Origin of the sequence: Streptomyces liangshanensis (genome assembly GCF_011694815.1) — a bacterium.
Taxonomy (GTDB): Bacteria; Actinomycetota; Actinomycetes; order Streptomycetales; family Streptomycetaceae; genus Streptomyces; species Streptomyces liangshanensis.
In genome coordinates, this window is record NZ_CP050177.1 from 2,078,679 (window position 1) to 2,101,546 (window position 22,868).

Sequence of the window (22,868 nt, forward strand, 5' to 3'; positions counted from 1 at the left end):
TCCGTCACTCTTCCTATCGGTTCTCTGGTGTACAAGTCAGTCTTCGTCGCCGTACAGCCGCCGTCGTACCGACAGCAGCTCCACCTCCGGGTGCCCGGCGACCAGGCGTTCGCACCGGTCGAGGACGTCCCTGAGGTGGGTCCAGTCCCCCGACACCACCGCCAGGCCGATCTCCGTCCTGCGGTGGACGTCCTGGTCGCCGGTCTCCGCGGCGCTCACCGCGAACTTCCGCTGGAGCTCCGCGACGATCGGGCGGACGACGGAGCGTTTCTCCTTCAACGACCGTACGTCGCCGAGGAGCAGATCGAAGGACAGGGTCCCCACGTACATGCGTATCCGGATGTCCCGCCGGTGCGGGTTCAGGCGCCTGCCAACAGTTGGCAGGGACATTCAGAACCGTAACGCAGCGGCCGGGGCCGGTCGACGGAAATACGTCCCGTCGACCGGCCCCGGATCGCCAGGCCTGCCCGGCGGTTCACCGCCGGGCAGGACCTGCCGCGTGTCAGCCTCGCGGCTTCTCGCGCATCTCGTACGTCGCGATGACGTCGTCGATCTTGATGTCGTTGAAGTTGCCGAGGTTGATACCGCCCTCGAACCCTTCGCGGATCTCGGTGACGTCGTCCTTGAAGCGGCGCAGACCCTGGATGTTGAGGTCCTCCGCGATGACCTTGCCGTCGCGGACGAGCCTCGCCTTGGTGTTGCGCTTGACCTCGCCGGACCGGATGAGGACACCGGCGATGTTGCCGAGCTTGGACGAGCGGAAGACCTCGCGGATCTCCGCCGTACCGAGCTCGACCTCTTCGAACTCCGGCTTGAGCATGCCCTTGAGGGCCGCCTCGATCTCCTCGATCGCCTGGTAGATGACCGAGTAGTACCGGACGTCCACCCCTTCGCGCTCGGCCATCTGCGCGGCACGCCCCGCGGCGCGCACGTTGAAGCCGATCACGATGGCGTCGGAGCCCATCGCCAGGTCGATGTCCGACTCGGTGACCGCACCCACACCGCGGTGCAGCACCCGGATGTCGACCTCGTCGCCGACGTCGAGCTGGAGCAGCGAGGACTCGAGAGCCTCCACCGAACCGGACGCGTCGCCCTTGATGATGAGGTTGAGTTCCTGCACCAGGCCGGCCTTGAGGGCCTCGTCCAGGTTCTCCAGGGAGAACCTGATGCCACGGCGGGCGAAGGCCGCGTTCCGCTCACGGGCGGCGCGCTTCTCCGCGATCTGCCGGGCGGTGCGGTCGTCGTCGACGACCAGGAAGTTGTCGCCGGCACCGGGGACGTTGGTGAGTCCCAGGACCAGGACGGGGGTCGACGGCGTCGCCACGTCCACGTTGTCGCCGTTGTCGTCGAGCATCGCCCGGACACGTCCGTACGCGTCACCGGCGACCATCGTGTCACCGACGCGGAGCGTTCCGCGCTGGACGAGCACGGTGGCGACGGCGCCGCGGCCGCGGTCGAGGTGGGCCTCGATCGCGATGCCCTGCGCGTCCTGCTCCGGGTTGGCCCGCAGGTCGAGCGAGGCGTCGGCCGTGAGGATCACGGCCTCCAGCAGGCTGTCGATGTTCAGACCCTGCTTGGCGGAGATGTCGACGAACATGGTGTCGCCGCCGTACTCCTCGGCCACCAGCCCGAACTCGGTGAGCTGTCCGCGCACCTTGGTCGGGTCGGCGCCCTCGACGTCGATCTTGTTGACCGCGACCACGATCGGCACGTCGGCCGCCTTGGCGTGGTTCAGCGCCTCGATCGTCTGGGGCATCACACCGTCGTTGGCCGCGACCACGAGGATCGCGATGTCGGTGGACTTGGCACCACGGGCACGCATGGCGGTGAACGCCTCGTGACCGGGGGTGTCGATGAAGGTGATCCTGCGCTCTTCACCGTTGACCTCGGTGGCGACCTGGTACGCGCCGATGTGCTGCGTGATACCGCCGGCCTCGCCCGCGACGACGTTCGTCTTGCGGATCGCGTCCAGCAGCCGGGTCTTACCGTGGTCGACGTGACCCATGACGGTGACGACCGGCGGACGGGACACGAGGAACTCCTCGCCGCCCTCGTCCTCGCCGAACTCGATGTCGAAGGACTCGAGAAGCTCGCGGTCCTCCTCCTCCGGGCTGACGATCTCCAGCACGTAGTTCATCTCGGTGGCGAGAAGCTGGAGCGTCTCGTCGGAGACCGACTGCGTGGCCGTGACCATCTCGCCGAGGTTCATCATCACGGCGACGAGCGACGCCGGGTTGGCGTTGATCTTCTCCGCGAAGTCGGTGAGCGACGCACCGCGCGACAGCCGGACACTCTGGCCGTTGCCACGGGGCAGCATCACACCGCCGACGGACGGGGCCTGCATGGCCTCGTACTCCTGGCGCCTCTGCCGCTTCGACTTGCGGCCGCGACGGGCGGGCCCGCCGGGACGGCCGAACGCGCCCTGTGTGCCACCACGGCCACCGGGGCCGCCGGGACGGCCGCCGAAGCCGGGACGGCCTCCGCCGCCACCGCCGAAGCCACCGCCGCCACCGGGACGACCCGGGGCACCGCCGCCGCCACCGGGGCGACCGGCGAAGCCGCCGCCACCGCCGCCGGGACCGGCCGGACGACCGGCGAAGCCACCGCCGGGACGACCGCCGCCACCGCCGGCACCGGCCGGACGGCCGGGACCACCGGGACCGCGGCCACCGCCGCCGGGACCACCACCGGGACGAGGACCGGCAGCGGGACGCTGCGGCATCATGCCCGGGTTGGGACGGTTACCGCCGGGGCCGCCGCCGGGCGCGCCACCGGGGCGTGCCGACTGCTGCGGGCGGGGCATGCCGCCGGGGGACGGACGACCGGACTGGCCGGGTCCGCCCTGCGGACGGGGGCCACCCTGGCCGGCACCCTGCGGGCGCGGGGCGCCGCCGGGGGCTCCGGCACCGCCGGGACGGGGGGCGCCGCCGGGACGGGGCGTCTGCGGACGCGCCATGCCGGTGGAACCACCCGAGGTGAAGGGGTTGTTGCCCGGACGCGGGCCCGCGGGGCGGGCACCGGGACGCGGGGCCTGGCCGGGACGGGCGCCCGTGGGGCGGCCACCCTGGCGCTGGTCGCCCTGGCGGTCCGCCGGACGCTCGGTCTGGCGCTGCTCACCCTGGCGCTGCTCGGCCTGACCACCCGCGGGGCGGGCGGCCGGACGGGGGCCGGGGGTCGCACCGGGACGCTGCTGTGCCGCGGCCGGGGCCGACGGGGGCGCGGTGAACTCCGGTACGGCCGGCGCGGGCCTGGCGGCCGCGGCGGGCCTCGGCGCGGCCGGAGCGGGCGTCGCGGGGGCCGGCGGACGGGGTCCGGGGGCCGGTGCGGCGGACGCGGGGGGCGTGCTGCTCTTGGGGGCCTCGGCGACGACCGGCTTGGGGGCCGGGACACCGGGCTTGGGGGCGGCGGGACGTGCCGCCTGGGCCGGCGAGGGTGCGCCGGGCTTCGCGGGGGTCGCCTTGCGCGGCGCTCCCGGCTTCGCGGGGGCCTTGCCGGCGTTGCCGCCGGGGCCCTGCAATGCGTCGGTCAGTTTACGTACAACCGGCGCCTCGATCGTCGAGGACGCCGAACGGACGAATTCACCGAGTTCTTGGAGCTTGGCCATGACGACCTTGCTCTCAACCCCGAACTCCTTGGCGAGTTCGTATACCCGGACCTTAGCCACTTCGCTCCTTTTAGGTCCGGGTTACCGCCGGACCGTCGCTACTTCATGGGCGTACTCATCGCGTACTCATCGAGTGCTCATCGCAATCTCGACCTACTTCCAACTCGCGAGGTACCTGAACCGCACGGGGTTCCGTGCCGTACGTCTTTCGTGGTGCCGTGTTCCTACGACGCCGTCGTAGCCCCGAGGGCTTCGACGGCTTCGCGCAGCTCCGCGCTGTCGAACGGTCCCTGGGCCTTGAAGGCCCGGGAGAACGCCCTGCGGCGGACTGCCAGGTCCAGACAGACCAAGGCGGGGTGCACATACGCACCCCGGCCGGGCAGCGTACCGCGTTGATCGGGAACACATTGTTCTCCGACCAGCACGATGCGCAGCAGATCGTTCTTGGCCGCTCGCTCCCTGCACCCCACGCACGTTCGCTCAGGGCAGGCTCGGGCGTTCGTCCGGCCAGACACGTTCAAGTCTACCTCCCCGCACCGACCTCACCCCTCCGGGCCAGGATTCGAACGCCCGCCGACGGGCGACTCCGACCGAAAACGATCTCCCGCGGCGCGGGAGATCGCCGGGGCGGGGCCGTCTCCTCCGAGCCGGCCCCCGCTCCTGTTCGACTCAGCCCCTGCCCCGGTCGCCGCCGCGGTCCGCGGTACGGCCCCGCTCCCGGTCCCGGTCGGGTCCGCCGTCGCGCTCGCGGTCCCAGTCCCCGCCGCGGTCACGGCCCCGGTCGGTCTCGGCGTCGCTCTCGCTCGGCTCCTCGGTGTCCGGCCGGATGTCGATGCGCCAGCCGGTGAGGCGGGCGGCCAGGCGGGCGTTCTGCCCTTCCTTGCCGATCGCCAGCGACAGCTGGTAGTCGGGCACGGTCACCCGCGCGGAGCGGGCCCCGAGGTCGACGACCTCGACCTTGCTGACCCGGGCGGGCGACAGGGCGTTGGCCACCATCTCCGCCGGGTCGTCCGACCAGTCCACGATGTCGATCTTCTCGCCGAGCAGTTCGGCCATGACGTTGCGGACCCGGGCGCCCATCGGGCCGATGCAGGCGCCCTTGGCATTGAGACCGGATCGTGTCGACCGGACGGCGATCTTCGTACGGTGACCGGCCTCGCGGGCGATCGCCTCGATCACGACGGAGCCGTCGGCGATCTCGGGGACCTCCAGCGCGAAGAGCTTGCGCACGAGGTTGGGGTGGGTACGGGACAGCGTCACCGAAGGCCCGCGTACGCCCTTGACCACCCGGACGACGTACGTGCGCAGCCGCAGCCCGTGGGTGTACTGCTCGCCCGGGACCTGCTCCTGCACGGGCAGGATGGCTTCCATCTTGTCGTCCAGCCGGACGAGCACGTTCTTGGGGTCCTTGCCCTGCTGGACCATGCCGGCGACGACGTCGCCCTCGCGGCGCGCGTACTCGCCGAAGGTGACGTCGTTCTCGGCGTCGCGCAGCCGCTGCTGGATGACCTGGCGGGCGGTGGTGGCGGCGATCCGGCCGAAGTCCGACGGGGTGTCGTCGAACTCCTTGGCCTCCTGCCCCTCCTCCAGGTCCGCCGCGTCCTCCTTGGCCCACACCGTGACGTGGCCGTTGTCCCGGCTCAGCACGACCCGGGCCTGGCGGCGGCTGCCGTCGGTGCGGTGGTAGGCGATGAGGAGGGCCGACTCGATCGCCTCGACCAGCAGGTCGAAGGCGATCTCCTTCTCCTGTGCCAAGCCCTTCAGGAGCTTCACATCGATGTCCACGGCTACGCCTCCTCTTCCTTCTTGTCCTTGCGGTTGAACTCGAGCTCCACGCGCGCCTTGGCGATCCGCGCGAACTCGGCGCGCCGGGCGGTGGGCTTGCGCCCCTTCACACCGGGCACTTCGAGGTCGAGTCCTTCGTCGTCCACGGTGAGGATGCGGGCCACGAACTCGTCGCCCTCGTCGAGCTGGAACCGGGCCAGCCTGCCGACGGCGCGCACGTAGTGGCGGCGCTCGGTCAGCGGGCGCTCGGCCCCGGGGGAGGTCACTTCGAGCTGGTACTCGCCCTCGCCCATGGCGTCGGTCTCGTCGAGCTCGTCGGAGATGTCACGGCTCAGCTCGGCGCACGCGTCGAGGTCCACGCCCTCGTCGGAGTCGACCACGATCCTCAGCACACGGCGCCGGCCGGCCCGCGCCACCTCGACCTCTTCCAGATCGAGGTCCTTCGCGCTGACGAGCGGCTCCAGCAGTACGCGCAGCCTCTCGCTCTCGGTGGTGCTCATCCGGGTGACTCCTCGGCCGCGTGTGCTGTTGTGGGATCGTCGTGTGTCAGATCAAAGGGTATCCGGTCCCGAGGGGTGTTGCCGTCCACCGGAGGGTGACCCGCGGGTACGCTCGCCTGCGGTGATCATCGCGAGCCCGAGGAGAGACGCGTGGGGCGCACGGGGACAACACGCAGGCATGCCCTCATCGCCGTGGGAGGCGGGCTGCTGACCGCCTGCTCCTCGGAGGGCCCCGACCCCGCGGCGGTGAAGAAGGCCGAGGACACCGGGCGGCTGCGCGCCGCGCGGGACAGCCGGGCGCTGCTGGGCGAGTACGACGCGGTCCTGGAGCGGCACCCCGACCTGGCGGCGGCGCTGACACCGTTGCGTACGGCGGTCGCGGCACACGTCCGGGCACTCGCCCCGGCGGACGGACCGGCCCCGAGCACCTCCGCCTCCCCTTCCGGCTCTCCCCCTTCTCCTTCCCCTTCCGCCACGGCGGCGGGGACGCTCGCTCTCGCGGACGATCCAGCCGACGCGGTGAAGGCGCTGGCCGCGGCGGAGCGCCGTACCGCCGCCGCGCATTCCGCCGCGCTGCTGGACGCCCCGCCCGAGCTGGCCCGGCTCCTCGCCTCGCTGGCCGCGGCCGGCGCCACGCACGTCTACCTCCTGACGAAAGGTTCCGTCTCGTGAGCACCGGTGCGCTGGACGCGACACAGGCGGCCCTGGCGGCGGAACACGCCGCCGTGTACGGGTACGGGATCGTCGGCGCCCGGGTCGGCGACGACCGCGGGGCCGAGGCCACCGCCGCGTACGCCGCGCACCGGGCCCGCCGGGACGCGCTCGCCAGGACCGTGCGGGACCTGGGCGGTGAGCCCGCCGTGGCGGCGGCCGCGTACGCTCTGCCGTTCGCGGTCCCCGACGGGGCCGCGGCCGTCCGGCTCGCCGCCGAGCTGGAGGACCGCGTCGCCGACGTCTACTCCGACCTGGTGCGGGCCTCGGAGGGCCCGGCGCGGCGGGAGGCCGCGGGTGCGCTCAGGGAGGCGGCGGTACGCGCGGTGCGCTGGCGCGGCAGTGGCGTGGCCTTCCCCGGGCTCGCCGAGCGACGCTGAGAAAGGTACGTATGGCTTTCGCCCTTGAACCGCCGGAACGGCTGGCCCGCACGCTGGGCGAGACCTACGGCGACCGGGCCGCCGGCTGGCTGGCCGCGCTGCCCGCCCTGGCGGCCGAGGCCGTGGCGGAGCACCGGGTGACCGTGGAGCGGGTGGTGGAGCCGGGCGGGCGCAGTGGCCTGGTGCTGCTGGTACGGCGCCCCGACGGCGCCCCCGCGACGCTGAAGATCGTCCCGCCGTTCGCCGCGCCCGGCCTGGAGCAGGTGGCGCTGGCGCACTGGAAGGGCCGGGGGGCGGCGGAGCTGCTGGGGACCGGCGCGGGCACGCTGCTGCTGGAGCGCCTGCACCCGGAGATGTCGCTGCGCTCGCTGCCGGAGGCAAAGTCGCTGCTGGAGGCGGCGGACACGGTACGGAAGCTGTGGGTGGCGCCGCCGGCGGAGCACGGGTTCGAGTCGGTGGCGGAGCGGACCGCCCGTCAGGCGGCGGCGATGCGGTCGGCCGCGGCGGCGGACGGGGCGCTGGCGCCGCTGGTGACGGCGGCGCTCGCGGCGCGGGACGAGCTGTGCGCGTCGGCGGGCGAGGCGGTGCTGCTGCACGGGGCGTTCCGGCAGGGCAAGGTACTGGCCGGCGACCGCGCGCCGTGGCTGGCGGTGGGGCCGGAGCCGGTGACCGGGGAGCGTGCCTACGACCTGGCGCGGTTGGCGCGGGACCGGGTGGAGGACCTGGTGGCGGCGGCCCCGGGCGCCTCGTCGACGCGCCGCCGGGTGCGCCGGCTGGCGGAGTCGCTGGACATGGACCAGGAGCGGTTGCGGGGGTGGGCGTTGTTCCGGGCGGTGGAGTCGGGGACGCGCGCCCTGACACTGGGGCGCCGCCAGGACGCGGAAGTCCTGCTGGAGTACGCGAGCTGGCTGTAGCGGGTGTCCCCTGCGCGGGCGGCCCCGTCCCCGCACGCGCTGCGCGCGTATGTCCTCAATCGCCGGACGGGCTTGGGTGTGCGCTCGGCGCTCGCGCCGCCGGCGGGGCTGTTGCCCGGAGGGCACATCAAGCCCCGCCGGCGATTGAGGCGCGGGGGTCCGGGGGCGGAGCCCCCGGGGGGTGGGCTACGCGCGCAGGCGCGCTACCGCGTCCGCCACCGGGAGCTCTTCCTTCTCTCCCGTGCGGCGGTCCTTCAGCTCCACCACACCCTCCGCCGCGCGCCTCCCCGCGACCACGATGTGCGGGACGCCCATCAGCTCCGCGTCCGTGAACTTCACGCCGGGCGACACCCCCGCCCGCTCGTCCACGAGCACCCGCAGCCCCGCCGCCGCCAGCTGCTCGGCGACGTCCAGGGCCAGTTCCGTCTGGAGCGCCTTGCCCGCGGCGACGACGTGCACGTCGGCCGGGGCGATCTCGCGCGGCCAGCACAGGCCCTTGTCGTCGGCGGACTGCTCGGCCAGCGCCGCGACGGCGCGCGAGACGCCGATGCCGTACGAGCCCATGGTCACGCGCACGGGCTTGCCCTGCTGGCCCAGCACGTCGAGCTGGAAGGTGTCGGCGTACTTGCGGCCGAGCTGGAAGATGTGACCGATCTCGATCGCGCGGTCGAGCTTGAGGCCCGCGCCGCACGACGGGCAGGGGTCGCCCTCCTCGACCACGACGACGTCCAGGTAGTCGTCGACCTCGAAGTCGCGCCCGGCGACCACGTTGCGCGCGTGGGTGTCGGGCTTGTTCGCGCCGGTCACCCACGCCGTACCCGTGGCGATCCGGGGGTCGGCGATGTAGCGGATCTTGAGGCCCTGGGGGCCGACGTAGCCGCGTACGAGGTCGGGGCGCTCCTCGAAGTCCTCGGCCGTGACCACTTCCACGACCGCCGGCGCCAGGTGCTCGCCGAGCTTGCCGAGGTCGACCTCCCGGTCGCCGGGCACGCCCACCGCGGTGATCTCGCCGTCGATCTTGACGAGCAGGTTCTTCAGCGTCGCGGACGCGGGCACGCCCAGGTGCGCGGCGAGCGTCTCGATGGTCGGGGTGTCGGGGGTGTCCAGCTCCTCGACGGGCCCGTGCTCGACGGCCGCGGCGGGCGGGGTGAAGGTGAAGGTGACCGCTTCCGTGTTGGCCGCGTAGTCGCAGTTCGGGCAGTCCACGAAGGTGTCCTCGCCCGCCGCCGCCGGGGCGAGGAACTCCTCGGACGCGGAGCCGCCCATCGCGCCGGACACGGCGGAGACGATCCGGAAGTCGAGGCCGATGCGGGCGAAGATCTTCTGGTACGCGGCGCGGTGCAGCGCGTACGACTCGGCGAGGCCCTCGTCCGTGGTGTCGAAGGAGTACGAGTCCTTCATCTGGAACTCACGCCCGCGCAGCACGCCCGAGCGGGGCCTCGCCTCGTCGCGGTACTTGGTCTGGATCTGGTAGAGCATCACCGGCAGGTCCTTGTAGGACGAGCACTGGTCCTTGACCAGCTGGGTGAAGATCTCCTCGTGGGTCGGGCCGAGCAGGTAGTCCGCGCCCTTGCGGTCCTTGAGGCGGAACAGCAGGTCGCCGTACTCGTCCCAGCGCCCGCTCGCCTCGTACGGCTCCTTGGGGAGCAGCGCGGGCAGCAGCACCTCCTGGGCGCCGATGGCGTCCATCTCCTCGCGGACGACGCGCGAGATGTTGTCGAGCACCTTCTTGCCCAGCGGCAGCCAGCTCCAGATACCGGCGGAGGTGCGGCGTACGTAACCGGCGCGGACGAGCAGCTTGTGGCTGAGGGTCTCGGCGTCCGCCGGGTCGTCGCGCAATGTCTTGGCCATCAATCGGGACATGCGCTGGACCTGGGACATGGGGAGCACTCCTGCGTTCTCTCGGCTGATGCCTGGAGGTTAGCCGGGCGGCGCGGGCGGGCGGTAATCAGTAACCCCCGCATGACGGACAGGACAGGCCCGGACGTGCCTCAGGGGCGGCGCAGGGGCAGGGGCGCGCCCATCACCGCGTACGGCTTCGGGGCGCTCGGGAACAGGACGCGCCGGGCGAGGTCCTCGTACCCGAGGCTGCGGTACAACCGCCGGGCCGGGCTCTCGATGTCGATCGCGGAGAGGATCGACCGGGGCTGGGCGGCGCCGTCCGTGAGGGTGGTGATGAGGGAGCGGCCGATGCCGCGGGCCTGGAAGCCGGGGTGGACGTGGAGTTCGGTGATCACGAACGTGTCGTCCAGCCAGCTGTCGGTGCCCGTGGAGCGCAGGTACGGCTCGACGACGGAGGACCACCAGTGCGCGCGGTCGTTCGGCAGCCCGTACACGAACCCGACGAGGCGCCCCTCGTCCGTGGTCGCGCCGAGCGCGCGGCAGCCGGGGTACATCAGGTGCCGCAGCACGATGTGGCGGCGTACCTCGATCTCGTCGTCGCTGAGCCCGAAGGCGAGGGCCTGGACGGCGAGGGCCTCGTCGACGCGGGCGGCGAGGTCGACGGGACCTACCTGTACGTCGGGGGTCCGGGGGGCGTTCCCGGGGATGCTCGGCATGGGCCGAACCCTACTGACCGCGGGGCATGCTCAGAACAGCACGCTCATGAACGCGCCGACCTCGTGGAAGCCGACGCGCCGGTAGGCGGCCCTGGCGGGGGTGTTGTAGTCGTTCACGTACAGGCTCACCACGGGCGCGACGTCGGTGAGCGCGTACCGTACGACGGCGGCCATGCCGGTCTCCGAGAGGCCGCGGCCGCGGTGGGCGGGGTCGACCCAGACGCCCTGGATCTGGCAGGCGCGCGGGGTGGCGGCGCCGATCTCGGCCTTGAAGACGACCTTGCCGTCCTCGACGCGGGCGAACGACCGTCCCGCGCCGACGAGTTCGGCGACCCGCGCCTGGTAGAGCAGTCCGCCGTCGCCGGCCAGCGGGGAGACGCCGACCTCCTCGGTGAACATGGCGACACACGCCGGCATGATCACGTCCAGCTCGTCCTTGCGGATGCGGCGGACGAGCGGGTCGGGCGGGACGTCGGCGGGGAGGTGGTCGGTGACCATCAGCGGCTGGTTGGCGCGGACCTCGCGGGCCGGGCCCCAGTTGGGTTCGAGCAGGCGCCAGAGCTGGGTGGTGGCCTCGGCGGGCCCGACGATGGAGGAGCAGCGGCGGCCGGTCCTGCGGGCACGGTCGGCGAAGCCGCGTACGGCTTCGGGGGTGGCGCAGATGGGGACGAGGTTGGCGCCGGAGTAGCAGAGCGAGCGCAGGCGCCCGTCCGCGTACCAGCCCCACATCTCGCCGCCGAGGCGCCAGGGGTCGAGCCCGGCGACCCGTACGCGGGAGGTCACGAAGGCGTTCGTGACGGGGTCGCTCTCCAGGATGGCGAGCGCCGCGCCGAGTTCGCTGGGTTCGAGGACCCGGGTGGTGGTGTGCGTCAACACGAGGGCCTCACCGAACGGTCTGCTGATCTCCGAACTGTACCTTCCGGTCGCGCGGAGCGCCGCCCCCAGGCAGCGGATCCCGCGGCCGGCGCCCGGTGGGGGCGCGCGGGACCGCGGGATCCGGTGGGAGTGCGGGGTACGGTACGGCGCCGGCCGGGGCCGGGCCGGGGACCCGTACGGTCAGCCGGAGACGGAGACCTCGGGCTCGCCCGAGGGGATGCCGTCGCGCTCCATCTGCTCGGCGATCTTCATGGCCTCCTCGATGAGCGTCTCGACGATCTTCGACTCGGGGACGGTCTTGATGATCTCGCCCTTGACGAAGATCTGGCCCTTGCCGTTGCCCGAGGCGACACCGAGGTCCGCCTCGCGCGCCTCGCCGGGTCCGTTGACGACGCAGCCCATGACGGCGACGCGCAGCGGCACCTCCATGCCGTCGAGGCCCGCCGTCACCTCGTCCGCGAGCTTGTAGACGTCGACCTGGGCGCGCCCGCAGGACGGGCAGGAGACGATCTCCAGGCGGCGCTGCTTGAGGTTGAGGGACTCCAGGATCTGGATGCCGACCTTGACCTCCTCGGCCGGCGGGGCCGACAGGGAGACGCGGATGGTGTCGCCGATGCCCTCGCTGAGCAGCGCGCCGAACGCGACGGCGGACTTGATGGTGCCCTGGAACGCGGGGCCGGCCTCGGTGACGCCGAGGTGCAGCGGGTAGTCGCACTGGGCGGCGAGCTGGCGGTACGCGTTGACCATCACGACCGGGTCGTTGTGCTTGACCGAGATCTTGATGTCCTGGAAGCCGTGCTCCTCGAACAACGAGGCTTCCCACAGCGCCGACTCGACGAGGGCCTCGGGGGTGGCCTTGCCGTACTTCTTGAGGAGGCGCGCGTCCAGGGATCCGGCGTTCACGCCGATCCGGATGGGCGTCCGGGTCTCCCGGGCCGCCTTCGCGATCTCCTTGACCTTGTCGTCGAACTGCTTGATGTTGCCCGGGTTCACGCGCACCGCGGCGCAGCCGGCGTCGATCGCCGCGAAGACGTACTTCGGCTGGAAGTGGATGTCGGCGATCACCGGGATCTGCGACTTGCGGGCGATGGTCGCCAGCGCGTCCGCGTCGTCCTGCGTCGGGCACGCCACCCGGACGATCTGGCAGCCGGAAGCGGTCAGCTCCGCGATCTGCTGGAGCGTCGCGCCGATGTCCGACGTACGCGTGGTCGTCATCGACTGCACCGACACCGGCGCGTCCCCACCGACCGCGACCGATCCGACCTGGATCTGGCGGCTGACCCTTCGTTCGGCGAGCTTCGTCGGAACGGAAGGCATTCCGAGAGAAATTGCAGTCATCTGGTGTGCAACCCCAAGGTGTGGTTCAGATGCGAATCGGACGGGCCGGTCCCGGGATCGGAGGGCTCCGCACCCCGAGATTACGCCACCCCGTCGTACGGGAGCACATCGCCGCGAAAAGTCCACCCAAAGGCCAACGGCCGGACACAAAGGTGCCCGGCCGTGGTGAAGCGGGAGGAATCAGCTGATCTTGACGGGGTTGACCACGTCGGCGATCAGGACGAGCACGGTGAAGCAGATGAAGATGCCGGCGACGACGTAGGCCACGGGCATCAGCTTCGCCACGTCGAACGGGCCGGGGTCGGGCCGCTTGAAGAGCCGGGCGAGGTTGCGCCTGGCCGCCTCCCAGAGCGCTCCCGCGATGTGCCCGCCGTCGAGGGGCAGCAGCGGCAGCATGTTGAAGAGGAACAGCGACAGGTTGAAGCTCGCGACCACGAACAGCAGGGTCGCGATCAGGTTCTGCGTCGGCTGGTCGAGGTTCATCACCTCGCCGCTGATCCGGGCCGCGCCGACCACGCCGACCGGGGAGTCGGCCTTGCGTTCGCCGCCGTCGAAGGCCGCGTTCCACAGATCGGGGATCTTGGAGGGGAGGGCGACGATCGAGTCGACCCCGTCCTCCAGCATCGTCCCCATCCGGCCGACGGAGTCGGTGAAGGAGAGCGGGACGATCTCCGAGGCGGAGATGAAGCCCAGATAGCCCGCCGTGACGTACTTGCCCTCGATCGCCTGGCCGTCGGAGTCCTTGGCGAGGACCTGGTTGGAGACGAGGGTGGCGTGCAGGACCGTGTCCGTGCCGGCCCGGTCGACGGTGATGGTGGCGGGTCCGGTGGTCTTCCGGATCAGGTCGGAGAGCGCCGACCAGTCCTTGACGGGCTTCCCGTTGAAGGCCACGATCCGGTCGTTCGTACGGAGCCCCGCGGCGTACCCGGGCGACACCGGGTCGCCCTTCGCGCACGTCTCGCGGTTCTGGCTCTGCTCGATGACGCACTTCGGGACGCCGGCGACCTTGGTGGTCTGGGTGGCGAAGCCGAAGCTCATGGAGACGCCGAGGAAGATCGCGACGGCGAGGATCAGGTTCATGAACGGGCCCGCGAACATCACGATGACGCGCTTCCACGGCTTGCGCGTGTAGAAGAGGCGCGTCTCGTCGCCCGGCTCCAGCTCCTCGAAGGCCGCGGAGCGCGCGTCCTCTATCATCCCCCGCCACGGCGAGGTGGACCTGGCCTCGATACGGCCCTGGGCGTCGGGCGGGAACATGCCGATCATGCGGATGTAGCCGCCGAGCGGGATGGCCTTGAGGCCGTACTCCGTGTCGCCCTTCTTGCGTGACCACACCGTCGGGCCGAAGCCGACCATGTACTGGGGGACGCGGATCCCGAAAAGCTTGGCCGTGGAGAGGTGGCCGAGCTCGTGCCAGGCGATGGAGATGAGCAGCCCCACGGCGAAGACGGCGATGCCGAGGACCGTCAACAGGATCGTCATGCGCGAGCCTCCGCTGTTGCCTTCACTGCCAGTTCCCGGGCCCGGGCGCGGGCCCAGGTCTCCGCTTCAAGGACGTCCGGCACGGTGAGGGAGGTTCCCGTGAGGGGATTCCCGTGCTCCGCGACGACCTCGGTGACCGTGTCCATGATGCCGTTGAACGGGAGCCGGCCGCCGAGGAAGGCGTCCACGCACTCCTCGTTGGCGGCGTTGAACACCGCGGGAGCCGTGCCCCCGAGCGTACCCACGTGCCGGGCGAGCCCGACCGACGGGAAGGCCTCGGTGTCGAGCGGGAAGAACTCCCAGGCCGACGCCTTGGTCCAGTCGAAGGCGGGGGCGGCGTCCGGGACGCGCCGGGGCCAGCCCAGTCCGACGGCGATCGGTCCGCCCATGTCGGGCGGGGTGGCCTGGGCGAGGGTGGAGCCGTCGGTGAACTCCACCATCGAGTGGACGTACGACTGCGGGTGGACGACGACCTCGATGCGTTCGAAGGGGATGTCGTACAGGAGATGCGCCTCGATGACCTCGAGGCCCTTGTTGACGAGGGTCGCCGAGTTGATCGTGATGACCGGGCCCATGGCCCAGGTGGGGTGGGCGAGGGCGTCCTCGGGGGTGACGTCCGCCAGCTCCGCCCGCGTGCGGCCCCGGAAGGGTCCGCCGGAGGCCGTCACGACCAGCTTGCGGACGTCGGCGCGGGTGCCGGCGGCCAGCGCCTGGAAGAGCGCGGCGTGCTCGGAGTCCACGGGGATGATCTGGCCGGGTCTCGCCACGGCCTTGACCAGCGGGCCGCCGACGATCAGCGACTCCTTGTTGGCGAGGGCGAGGGTCCGGCCGGCTTCGAGGGCGGCCAGGGTGGGCGCGAGACCGATGGAGCCGGTGATGCCGTTGAGCACCGTGTGGCAGTCGGACGCGGCGAGGTCGGTGGCGGCCCCGGGGCCCGCGAGGATCTCGGGGAGGGGCTCGCCCGGGCCGTACTCCAGCCGCAGGGCCTCCTTGAGCGCGGGCACGGCGTCCTCGCGCGCGACGGCGACCGTGCGCACCCTGAGCCGCCGCGCCTGTTCGGCGAGCAGCGCCACCCGGCCGCCCGCGGCGGACAGCGCGGTGACGCGGAAGCGGTCGGGGTTGCGCAGGACCAGGTCGATGGCCTGGGTGCCGATGGAGCCTGTCGAGCCGAGGACGACGATGTCCCGGCGGCCTTCGGTGGGATCGAAGGCGATGTGCGGGTCCGCGAGAGGGGCTGGGCTGTCGCTCATGGGCCCCATTCTTGCCCCATCAGCGCCGCGTAAGGACAGCGCGCCCCTCCGCACGACCCGATCGGGACACGCGGATCCCGGACGGGGTTCTCCGGGGGGCGGTCGGAAGGGTGGTCGGGAGGCGCGGTCGGGGAGCGTGGTCAGGAGGCGTCGAACTTCGCCCACTGGGCGCGGATCACGTCGGCGGGCACGGCGCCGACGTCCTGAGTGCCGGTGACCTCGGCGCGGAAGGAGAGTGTGGTGGAGCCGGACCGTACGACGGTCAGGTATTCGTACAGCTTCTTCTTGCCCCGGACGTCGAGGATCGTGAAGCGGTACGCGGCGGAGCTGTCCCCGAGTCGCGGCGCCGCGACCGCCTCGACCGCGAGGTATTTCGCCCGCACGAGGGACAGGCGGTCCTCGGTGAACCCGCCCGCGCAGGTACGGCCCGCGGTGGTGAGGGCCTTCATCACGCGGGCGGCGCCCTGGCCCGCGTACGAGCGCAGCTGGATGTCGACGGTGACGCCGAGCGTCTCGGCGGGGTTCTCGGCCTGGCGGCCGACCTCGGCGGCGGGACGGAATCCGCTCACGGCGGGGGCGAGGCTGACGAGGGGCTGGCAGGCGGCGGGCTCCGCCGTGTAGTCCGTGTCCAGCGGGCCGCCGAGGGGGTACGTGGAGACGGTGTAGGCGCCGGCCCGCTCGCCGTCCGAGAGGGCGGCGGCGGTCAGTTGGCGTTCGGTACGGGGTGGCGGGCCCGCCGGGGAGGGGGCGGCGGACGGCTTGTTGTCGCCCGTACCGCCGCCGTCGCAGCCGGCGAGAGTGGCCAGGAGGCTCCCGGTGAGGAGTACGGCCACGGTGAGGCGCTTCCGGCGGGGACCTCGTCCGCGCCTGCCTTCGTGTCCGTGTCCGTGTCCGTGTCCGTGCCCGTCGTGCTTCGCTGCCCCGACCACCCTGTGTCTCCCCCTGCCGTGCCGATCACCGCGTCGGTGTCGCCGTGTTGATCACGACGCCCGGGCTCGATTGTGCGGCACGGGGCGGCCCGTTCCTCACGCGGCGCCGGGGGTCTCGCGCGGGAGCGGGGTGTAGCGGTGCTCCAGGACCGCGCGGTAGCCCGACACGTCGTACAGGCCCATCGCGACGGTGTTCCCGCCGAACACGTTGAACATCAGCACCGAGTCGCCCGCCGCGAGGGTCCCGCTCTCGGCGACCGCCATCGAGGCGTGGCCGTACCCCTGGCCCCGGAACCGTTCGTCGATCTCCAGCGAGAAGCCGAAGGTCACCCCGGGCAGGTGGTGGTGCTTGAGCCAGAGGGTGCCGATCGGGGCGCCCGCCGCCTCCAGGACGACGACGGCGTGGTCGGGGGTGGCCAGCCCGGCGGGCAGGAGGTCGGCGAAGTCGCGGTCCGACTTGATCCGGGCCTCTTCGGGGGTGAGGGACCCGGAGCGGACGATGTCGGCGACGTACTCGTCCTTGCCCGCGACCAGCCAGGGACCGTACTCGTCGTCCGTCATCGGACGGGCGGTGAGGGCGGGGCGGGTCCGGGGCGCGGGACCGGTTCCGGCGGCCGGCGCGGAGTCGCGGGGCGGTGCGGAATCGGCGGCCGGGGCGGCCGGGGCTGCGAGATGGCGCAGGCGTGTCTGGCCCCGGACGGCGTAGTGCGCGAACAGCGGTTCCGTCTCGGTGAGTTGCACGGTCAGCCGGGTCGCCCCCGCCGCCGCGCACCGGTCCTCGGCCCAGGTGCGAGCGGCCTCCCCGTACCCCTGGCCGGCGTGCTCGGGGTCGATCCAGAGGTCCACGATCCGGCCGGTGAGGGACCCGCCCGGTTCGTCCTCGTCCAGGGACACGGCGACACAGCCCACCACCTCCCCCGCCTCCCCGGTCAGTTCGGCGACCGTCAGCCGGGGGACGGCGGCCCGGACCTCCTCGACGCGGCGCTCCACGGCGGCCGGCGGGTGCCCGGCGGAGTCGTACGCGGCGCGCAGCCGCCGCTCGAATCCCGCCTGCCAGCGGGAGAGGTCGTCCAGGAGGCCGAAGTCCGTCATCGCGTCACCGTGTCCGTCGTCGTGGTGTCCATCGCCGTGCGCCCCCGCTCGGCAGGTGCCCGGGACCGGAGGTCCGCCGCGACGATACGCGGTCGTCGGGCGCGCTCCCAGGGGTTATCGGGGCCGGGGGCGGCGGCCGTACGGGGGTGCCCCAACGGCCTTTCCTGGCACGGCAGTTGTGTCCCGTCCATTGACACGTCCTCTCCGCCGGATCGATTCTGAGAGCGCTCTCACCCCCGTGACCCCCCGCCCCCCACAGTGCAGGAGGCAGAGCGTGCTCTCCCTGAAGAAGGTGCTGGCGCCCTTCGCGGCCGCGGTGATCCTCGCCGCGGGGTTCACCGCCGCGGGACCGGCGGAACCGGCCGAGGCCGCCGTCCCGACGACGATCCCCCTGACCCTCACCAACAACTCCGGTCGCACGGACCCGGTCTACGTCTACAACCTGGGCACCCTGCTCACCACGGGCCAGCAGGGGTGGGCCGACGCGAACGGCACGTTCCACGCCTGGCCCGCCGGCGGGAACCCGCCGACCCCCGCGCCCGACGCGTCGATCGCCGGACCCGCCAACGGGCAGTCGAAAACGATCCGGATGCCGAAGTTCTCCGGACGGGTCTACTTCTCGTACGGCCAGAAGCTCGACTTCCGGCTGACCACCGGCGGCCTCGTGCAGCCGGCGGTCCAGAATCCGGCCGACCCGAACCGCAACATCCTCTTCAACTGGACCGAGTACACGCTCAACGACGCCGGGATCTGGATCAACAGCACCCAGGTCGACATGTTCTCCGCGCCCTACGCGGTCGGCGTCCGGATCCCCAACGGCACGACCAGGACCACCGGGCACCTCAAGCCGGGCGGCTACAACGGCTTCTACAGCGCGCTGCGCGGCCAGTCCGGCTGGGGCGGCCTGATCCAGACCCGGTCCGACGGTACGGTCCTGCGCGCGCTCTCGCCCGGCCACGGCGTGGGGTCCGGGGCCCTGTCCGGCGCGGTGCTCAACGACTACATCAACCGGGTCTGGACGAAGTACGCGTCCTCGACCCTGACCGTGACCCCGTTCACGGACCAGCCGAGCATCAAGTACTTCGGGCGGGTCTCGGGCAACGTCATGAACTTCACCAACAGCGCGGGGGCGGTCGTCACGTCCTTCCAGAAGCCGGACTCCGACAGCGTCTTCGGCTGCTACAAGCTGCTGGACGCGCCCAACGACCTTGTACGCGGGCCGATCTCACGCACCCTGTGCGCCGGCTTCAACCGCTCCACGCTCCTGACGAACCCCAACCAGCCGGACGCGAGCGCGGCGAACTTCTACCAGGACGGGGTGACCAACCACTACGCGCGGCTGCTCCACGACCGGATGGCCGACGGCAAGGCGTACGCCTTCGCCTTCGACGACGTCGGCGCGCACGAGTCGCTGGTGAACGACGGCAACCCGCAGCAGGCGTACATCACGCTCGACCCGTTCAACTAGGGCGTGTCCGGCGGGACTTCCCAGGGCGTACGACAGGGCCGCGTCCCTCCTTCGCGGACGCGGCCCCGTCGTCGGCACCGACCTCGCCGGGTCAGCCGATCCTGCGGTGGACGTTCTCCCGCCCGGACGGGCCCGGTGTCGCGTCCGCGATCCAGGGGCCGTCCCCGCTGGGGTCGACGATGCCCTCCTCCAGCCAGGTGTACGTGCCGGACATGACGCCGTCCACGACCTTGCGGTCGATCTCGTCCGTGTTGGACCAGAGCCGCGTGAACAGCTCCTCGACCCGGATCCTGGCCTGGCGGCAGAAGACGTCGGCCAGTTGGTACGCCTCGCGGCCGTGGTCCCCGCCCGCGCGCAGCATCTCGGCCCGTACGCAGGCCGCGCTCATCGCGAAGATCTCCGCGCCGATGTCCACGATCCGCCCGAGGAAGCCCTGCTTGGTCTCCATGCGGCCCTGCCAGCGGGACATCGCGTAGAACGTGGACCGGGCCAGCTTGCGCGAGGTCCGCTCGACGTACCGCAGGTGGACCGACAGGTCGGCGTGGCCGCTGGGGTGGAACTCCGCGTACGAGCCGGGGAGTTGGCCGGTCCCGGCGACCAGCTTCGGCAGCCAGCGGGCGTAGAACCTGCCCGCCTGCGCGCCCGCCCTCGCCTTGTCCGCGAGGGACTTGTCCGGGTCGATGATGTCGCCGGCCACCGCGAGGTGGGCGTCGACGGCCTCGCGGGCGATCAGCAGGTGCATGATCTCCGTCGAGCCCTCGAAGATGCGGTTGATGCGCATGTCCCTGAGCATCTGCTCGGCGGGCACGGCCCGTTCACCGCGCGCCGCCAGCGACTCGGCCGTCTCGAAACCGCGGCCGCCGCGGATCTGGACCAGCTCGTCGGCCATGCGCCAGCCCATCTCGGAGCCGTACAGCTTGGCGAGCGCGGCCTCGATCCGGATGTCGTTGCGGTCCTCGTCGGCCATCTGCGAGGAGAGGTCGACCACCGCCTCCAGCGCGAACGTGGTGGCCGCGATGAAGGAGATCTTCTCGCCCACGGCCTCGTGGCGGGCGACCGGCCTGCCCCACTGCTCGCGGGCCCCCGACCACTCGCGGGCGATCTTGAGGCACCACTTGCCCGCGCCCACGCACATGGCGGGCAGGGAGAGGCGCCCGGTGTTCAGGGTGGTGAGCGCGATCCTGAGCCCCGCGCCCTCCTCGCCGATGCGGTTCGCCGCCGGGACGCGGACCTGGTGGAAGCGGGTCACGCCGTTCTCCAGGCCGCGCAGGCCCATGAAGGCGTTGCGATGCTCGACCGTGATGCCCGGGGAGTCGGCCTCGACGACGAACGCCGTGATGCCGCCCTTGCGGCCGTCGGCCTTCGGCACCCGGGCCATCACCACGAGGAGGTCGGCGACCACGCCGTTGGTGGTCCACAGCTTCACGCCGTCGAGCACGTACTCGTCGCCGTCCGGGACGGCCGAGGTGGCCAGCCGGGCGGGGTCGGAGCCCACGTCGGGCTCGGTGAGGAGGAAGGCGGAGATGTCCGTACGGGCCAGGCGCGGCAGGAAGGTGTCCTTCTGCTCCTGGGTGCCGAACATCTTGAGCGGCTGCGGTACGCCGATCGACTGATGGGCGGAGAGCAGCGCGCCGACGGCGGGGTTCGCGGACCCGATGAGCGAGAGCGCCTTGTTGTAGTACACCTGGGTGAGGCCGAGGCCGCCGTACTTGACATCGATCTTCATGCCGAGCACGCCGAGCTCCTTGAGGCCGGCGATCACCTCGTCGGGGATCCTGGCCTCGCGCTCGATCAGGGCGCCGTCCAGCTTCTCGTCGCAGAACGCGCGCACCTTCGCCAGGAACGCCTCGCCCCGCCGGACGTCGTCGGGGGCGGGCACGGGGTGCGGGTGGATGAGGTCGAGACGGAAGCGGCCGAGGAACATCTCCTTGGCGAAGCTGGGCTTGCGCCAGCCCTGCTCACGGGCGTCCTCGGCGACCTGCCTGGCCTCCCGTTCGGAGACCGTGGGCCTGCCCTGCGGGTCCTTCGACGCTGATGCTTCTGAGGGTACGGATGGGGCGGACATCAGGAACTCACCTCGCCGCGAGGTCGGGAGCGGGTGGACGTGTACCGGCCGGTTCTACTCGTCCGTATCTACCCGATATCCGACACGCGCACCAGTGGTGGGCCGACCAATCGGTCCGGCCCACCACGGACCGCGGGCGTGCGTCAGAGGGCGAGGCCCGTCAGGACCATCACGCGCTCGTAGGTGTAGTCCTCCATCGCGAACCGCACGCCCTCGCGGCCGACGCCGGACTGCTTGACGCCGCCGTACGGCATCTGGTCGGCGCGGTACGACGGGACGTCGCCGATGATCACGCCGCCGACCTCCAGGGCGCGGTGGGCGCGGAAGGCGGCCTGGAGGTCATGGGTGAACACCCCTGCCTGGAGGCCGTACGCGGACTCGTTGACGGCCTCGAAGGCGGCGCTCTCGCCCGTCACGCTCCGGACGGTGAGGACGGGCCCGAAGACCTCCTCGCGGGCGAGGGTGACGTCCTCGGGGACGTCGGCGAGGACGGTGGGCGCGTACGAGGAGCCGTCGCGCTTGCCGCCGGTGAGGAGCCGGGCGCCCGCCTGCACGGCCTCGTCGACCCACGACTCGACGCGCCGGGCGGCCTCCTCGCTGACCAGCGGGCCGACGTCGGTGGAGTCGTCGGCCGGGTCGCCGGTGACCTGGGCCTCGACGGCGGCGACGACGCGGGGCACGAGCCGCTCGTACACCGCCGCGTCCGCGATCACGCGCTGCACGGAGATGCAGGACTGGCCGCCCTGGTAGTTCGAGAAGGTGGCGATACGGGTCGCCGCGTGATCGAGGTCCGCGTCGCTCGCGAAGTCGGCGAGGACGACGGCGGCGCCGTTGCCGCCGAGTTCGAGCGTGCAGTGCTTGCGGGGGACGGAGTCCATGATCGCGTAGCCGACCTTGTCGGAACCGGTGAACGAGATCACCGGGAGCCGGTCGTCCTGGACGAGCGCGGGCATCCGGTCGTTCGGCACCGGCAGGACGGACCAGGCGCCGGCCGGCAGGTCGGTCTCGGCCAGCAGTTCGCCCAGGAGCAGGGCGGACAGGGGGGTGGCCGGGGCCGGCTTGAGGATGATCGGGGTGCCGACGGCGAGGGCGGGGGCGACCTTGTGGGCGCAGAGGTTGAGCGGGAAGTTGAACGGCGCGATCCCGAGGACGACGCCCTTCGGGAAACGCCGCGTCAGCGCGAGGCGGCCGGCACCGCCCGCGTCGGTGTCGAGGCGCTGCGCCTCGCCGCCGTTGAACCGCCTGGCTTCCTCGGCGGCGAACCGGAACACGGACACGGCGCGGCCGGCCTCGCCCCGGGCCCACTTGAGGGGTTTGCCGTTCTCGGCGGAGATGAGGCGGGCGATCTCCTCGGCGCGCTCGGCGAGGCGGCGCGACACGTGGTCGAGAGCGGTGGCCCGCTGGTGCGCGGGGGTCGCGGCGAACTCGGCGCGCACGGCGTACGCGGCCGCGACGGCCTCCTCGACCTGTGCCTCGGTCGGCACGGCGACGGTACCGACGTGCCGGCCGTCCCAGGGGGAGGTCACGTCGAGGGTGTCCTCGCCGGAGGTGGCCTGGCGGCCGGCGAGCCAGAAGGGGGTGGTGGAAGTCATGGGTCCACGGTAGGTGGGGGGCTGTCGTGCGGGGTTGGCCACGATGGAGTGGTGCCTGCTTCGGGGGCGCCGCTTTGGCGGGGGGGGGTCCGCGCGCCGGGCCTTTTGTCCTCAATCGCCGGACGGGCTTGATTGTGCCCCCTGCGGCCCGGATCCGACCCTCGGCTCGTCGCCGGGGGTCGGCCAGGGGCCATGTCCTGCACTGCATGTTTTACGTCGCGCTCACCAACCTGTCCTGATTAACCCCCGTCACGCGACACAAAACACGCTCTACGTTCCGGACACGACCCCTGCCCGCCCCCCTTCCAGGCGCACGCCAAAACA

General features: G+C 72.1%; 19 protein-coding genes. 4 read left to right on the forward strand and 15 right to left on the reverse strand.

Annotated elements, in window-relative coordinates:
• Window positions 1–36 precede the first annotated feature (36 nt).
• The 5 genes from HA039_RS08720 to rimP all read right to left on the reverse strand — a co-directional run bounded on the left by HA039_RS08720 (window position 37) and on the right by rimP (window position 5,889).
• Window positions 37–330: a DUF503 domain-containing protein gene (locus HA039_RS08720; protein ID WP_167026283.1), complete on the reverse strand. Its 294-nt coding sequence runs from the start codon at window positions 328–330 to the stop codon at window positions 37–39.
• Between the two features lie 172 nt (window positions 331–502).
• Entirely contained in the window at window positions 503–3,664 is a 3,162-nt protein-coding gene (gene infB, locus HA039_RS08725; RefSeq protein WP_167026286.1) for a translation initiation factor IF-2, read from the reverse strand.
• A gap of 164 nt (window positions 3,665–3,828) precedes the next feature.
• The gene (locus tag HA039_RS08730; RefSeq protein WP_167036441.1) at window positions 3,829–4,119 is read right to left on the reverse strand and encodes a YlxR family protein; all 291 of its coding nucleotides are present in this window, start codon (window positions 4,117–4,119) and stop codon (window positions 3,829–3,831) included.
• A 154-nt stretch (window positions 4,120–4,273) separates the two neighbouring features.
• Window positions 4,274–5,389: a transcription termination factor NusA gene (gene nusA, locus HA039_RS08735; RefSeq protein ID WP_167026289.1), complete on the reverse strand. Its 1,116-nt coding sequence runs from the start codon at window positions 5,387–5,389 to the stop codon at window positions 4,274–4,276.
• Between the two features lie 2 nt (window positions 5,390–5,391).
• Window positions 5,392–5,889 carry a ribosome maturation factor RimP gene (gene rimP / locus HA039_RS08740; protein ID WP_167026292.1) on the reverse strand — a complete coding sequence of 166 codons (498 nt, stop codon included), beginning with the start codon at window positions 5,887–5,889 and terminating at the stop codon, window positions 5,392–5,394.
• Between the two features lie 150 nt (window positions 5,890–6,039).
• Between rimP and HA039_RS08745 the strand changes: the two genes are divergently transcribed.
• From HA039_RS08745 to HA039_RS08755, 3 genes are read left to right on the forward strand one after another with little or no spacing between them, the layout of a single operon-like run.
• Entirely contained in the window at window positions 6,040–6,561 is a 522-nt protein-coding gene (locus HA039_RS08745) for a hypothetical protein (RefSeq protein ID WP_167026295.1), read from the forward strand.
• A complete protein-coding gene (locus HA039_RS08750) occupies window positions 6,558–6,980 on the forward strand; it encodes a ferritin-like domain-containing protein (protein ID WP_167026298.1) in 423 nt (140 codons plus the stop codon). Before HA039_RS08745 ends, HA039_RS08750 begins: the two co-directional genes overlap by 4 nt.
• Window positions 6,981–6,991: 11 nt before the next feature.
• A complete protein-coding gene (locus tag HA039_RS08755) occupies window positions 6,992–7,894 on the forward strand; it encodes an aminoglycoside phosphotransferase family protein (protein ID WP_167026301.1) in 903 nt (300 codons plus the stop codon).
• A 186-nt stretch (window positions 7,895–8,080) separates the two neighbouring features.
• Here HA039_RS08755 and HA039_RS08760 read toward each other — a convergent pair whose 3' ends face one another.
• The 8 genes from HA039_RS08760 to HA039_RS08795 form a co-directional block, all read right to left on the reverse strand.
• Window positions 8,081–9,775, reverse strand: a complete 1,695-nt coding sequence (locus HA039_RS08760; protein ID WP_167026304.1) for a proline--tRNA ligase — start codon at window positions 9,773–9,775, stop codon at window positions 8,081–8,083.
• Window positions 9,776–9,885: 110 nt separating this feature from the next.
• Window positions 9,886–10,452, reverse strand: coding sequence for a GNAT family N-acetyltransferase (locus HA039_RS34505; RefSeq protein WP_167026307.1), 567 nt, complete (start codon window positions 10,450–10,452; stop codon window positions 9,886–9,888).
• A 30-nt stretch (window positions 10,453–10,482) separates the two neighbouring features.
• Window positions 10,483–11,328 (reverse strand): GNAT family N-acetyltransferase, encoded by an 846-nt coding sequence (locus HA039_RS08770; RefSeq protein ID WP_167026310.1) that lies wholly within the window; start codon window positions 11,326–11,328, stop codon window positions 10,483–10,485.
• A gap of 180 nt (window positions 11,329–11,508) precedes the next feature.
• Window positions 11,509–12,666, reverse strand: a complete 1,158-nt coding sequence (ispG, locus tag HA039_RS08775) for a flavodoxin-dependent (E)-4-hydroxy-3-methylbut-2-enyl-diphosphate synthase (RefSeq protein ID WP_167026313.1) — start codon at window positions 12,664–12,666, stop codon at window positions 11,509–11,511.
• 180 nt (window positions 12,667–12,846) lie between these two features.
• Window positions 12,847–14,148: a M50 family metallopeptidase gene (locus HA039_RS08780; RefSeq protein WP_167026316.1), complete on the reverse strand. Its 1,302-nt coding sequence runs from the start codon at window positions 14,146–14,148 to the stop codon at window positions 12,847–12,849.
• The gene (dxr, locus tag HA039_RS08785) at window positions 14,145–15,398 is read right to left on the reverse strand and encodes a 1-deoxy-D-xylulose-5-phosphate reductoisomerase (protein ID WP_167026319.1); all 1,254 of its coding nucleotides are present in this window, start codon (window positions 15,396–15,398) and stop codon (window positions 14,145–14,147) included. The genes HA039_RS08780 and dxr overlap by 4 nt, the downstream gene beginning before the upstream one ends.
• Before the next feature lie 140 nt (window positions 15,399–15,538).
• On the reverse strand, window positions 15,539–16,231 hold the full coding sequence (locus tag HA039_RS08790) for a hypothetical protein (RefSeq protein ID WP_167026322.1): 693 nt from the start codon (window positions 16,229–16,231) through the stop codon (window positions 15,539–15,541).
• Window positions 16,232–16,423: 192 nt separating this feature from the next.
• Window positions 16,424–17,419 (reverse strand): GNAT family N-acetyltransferase, encoded by a 996-nt coding sequence (locus tag HA039_RS08795; protein ID WP_167026325.1) that lies wholly within the window; start codon window positions 17,417–17,419, stop codon window positions 16,424–16,426.
• 283 nt (window positions 17,420–17,702) lie between these two features.
• Here HA039_RS08795 and HA039_RS08800 point away from each other — a divergent pair, with 283 nt between their 5' ends.
• Window positions 17,703–18,887: a glycoside hydrolase family 64 protein gene (locus tag HA039_RS08800; protein WP_425086408.1), complete on the forward strand. Its 1,185-nt coding sequence runs from the start codon at window positions 17,703–17,705 to the stop codon at window positions 18,885–18,887.
• A gap of 91 nt (window positions 18,888–18,978) precedes the next feature.
• Here HA039_RS08800 and HA039_RS08805 read toward each other — a convergent pair whose 3' ends face one another.
• On the reverse strand, window positions 18,979–20,952 hold the full coding sequence (locus HA039_RS08805) for an acyl-CoA dehydrogenase family protein (RefSeq protein ID WP_167026331.1): 1,974 nt from the start codon (window positions 20,950–20,952) through the stop codon (window positions 18,979–18,981).
• A gap of 143 nt (window positions 20,953–21,095) precedes the next feature.
• The gene (locus HA039_RS08810) at window positions 21,096–22,544 is read right to left on the reverse strand and encodes an aldehyde dehydrogenase family protein (protein ID WP_167026334.1); all 1,449 of its coding nucleotides are present in this window, start codon (window positions 22,542–22,544) and stop codon (window positions 21,096–21,098) included.
• Window positions 22,545–22,868 lie beyond the last annotated feature (324 nt).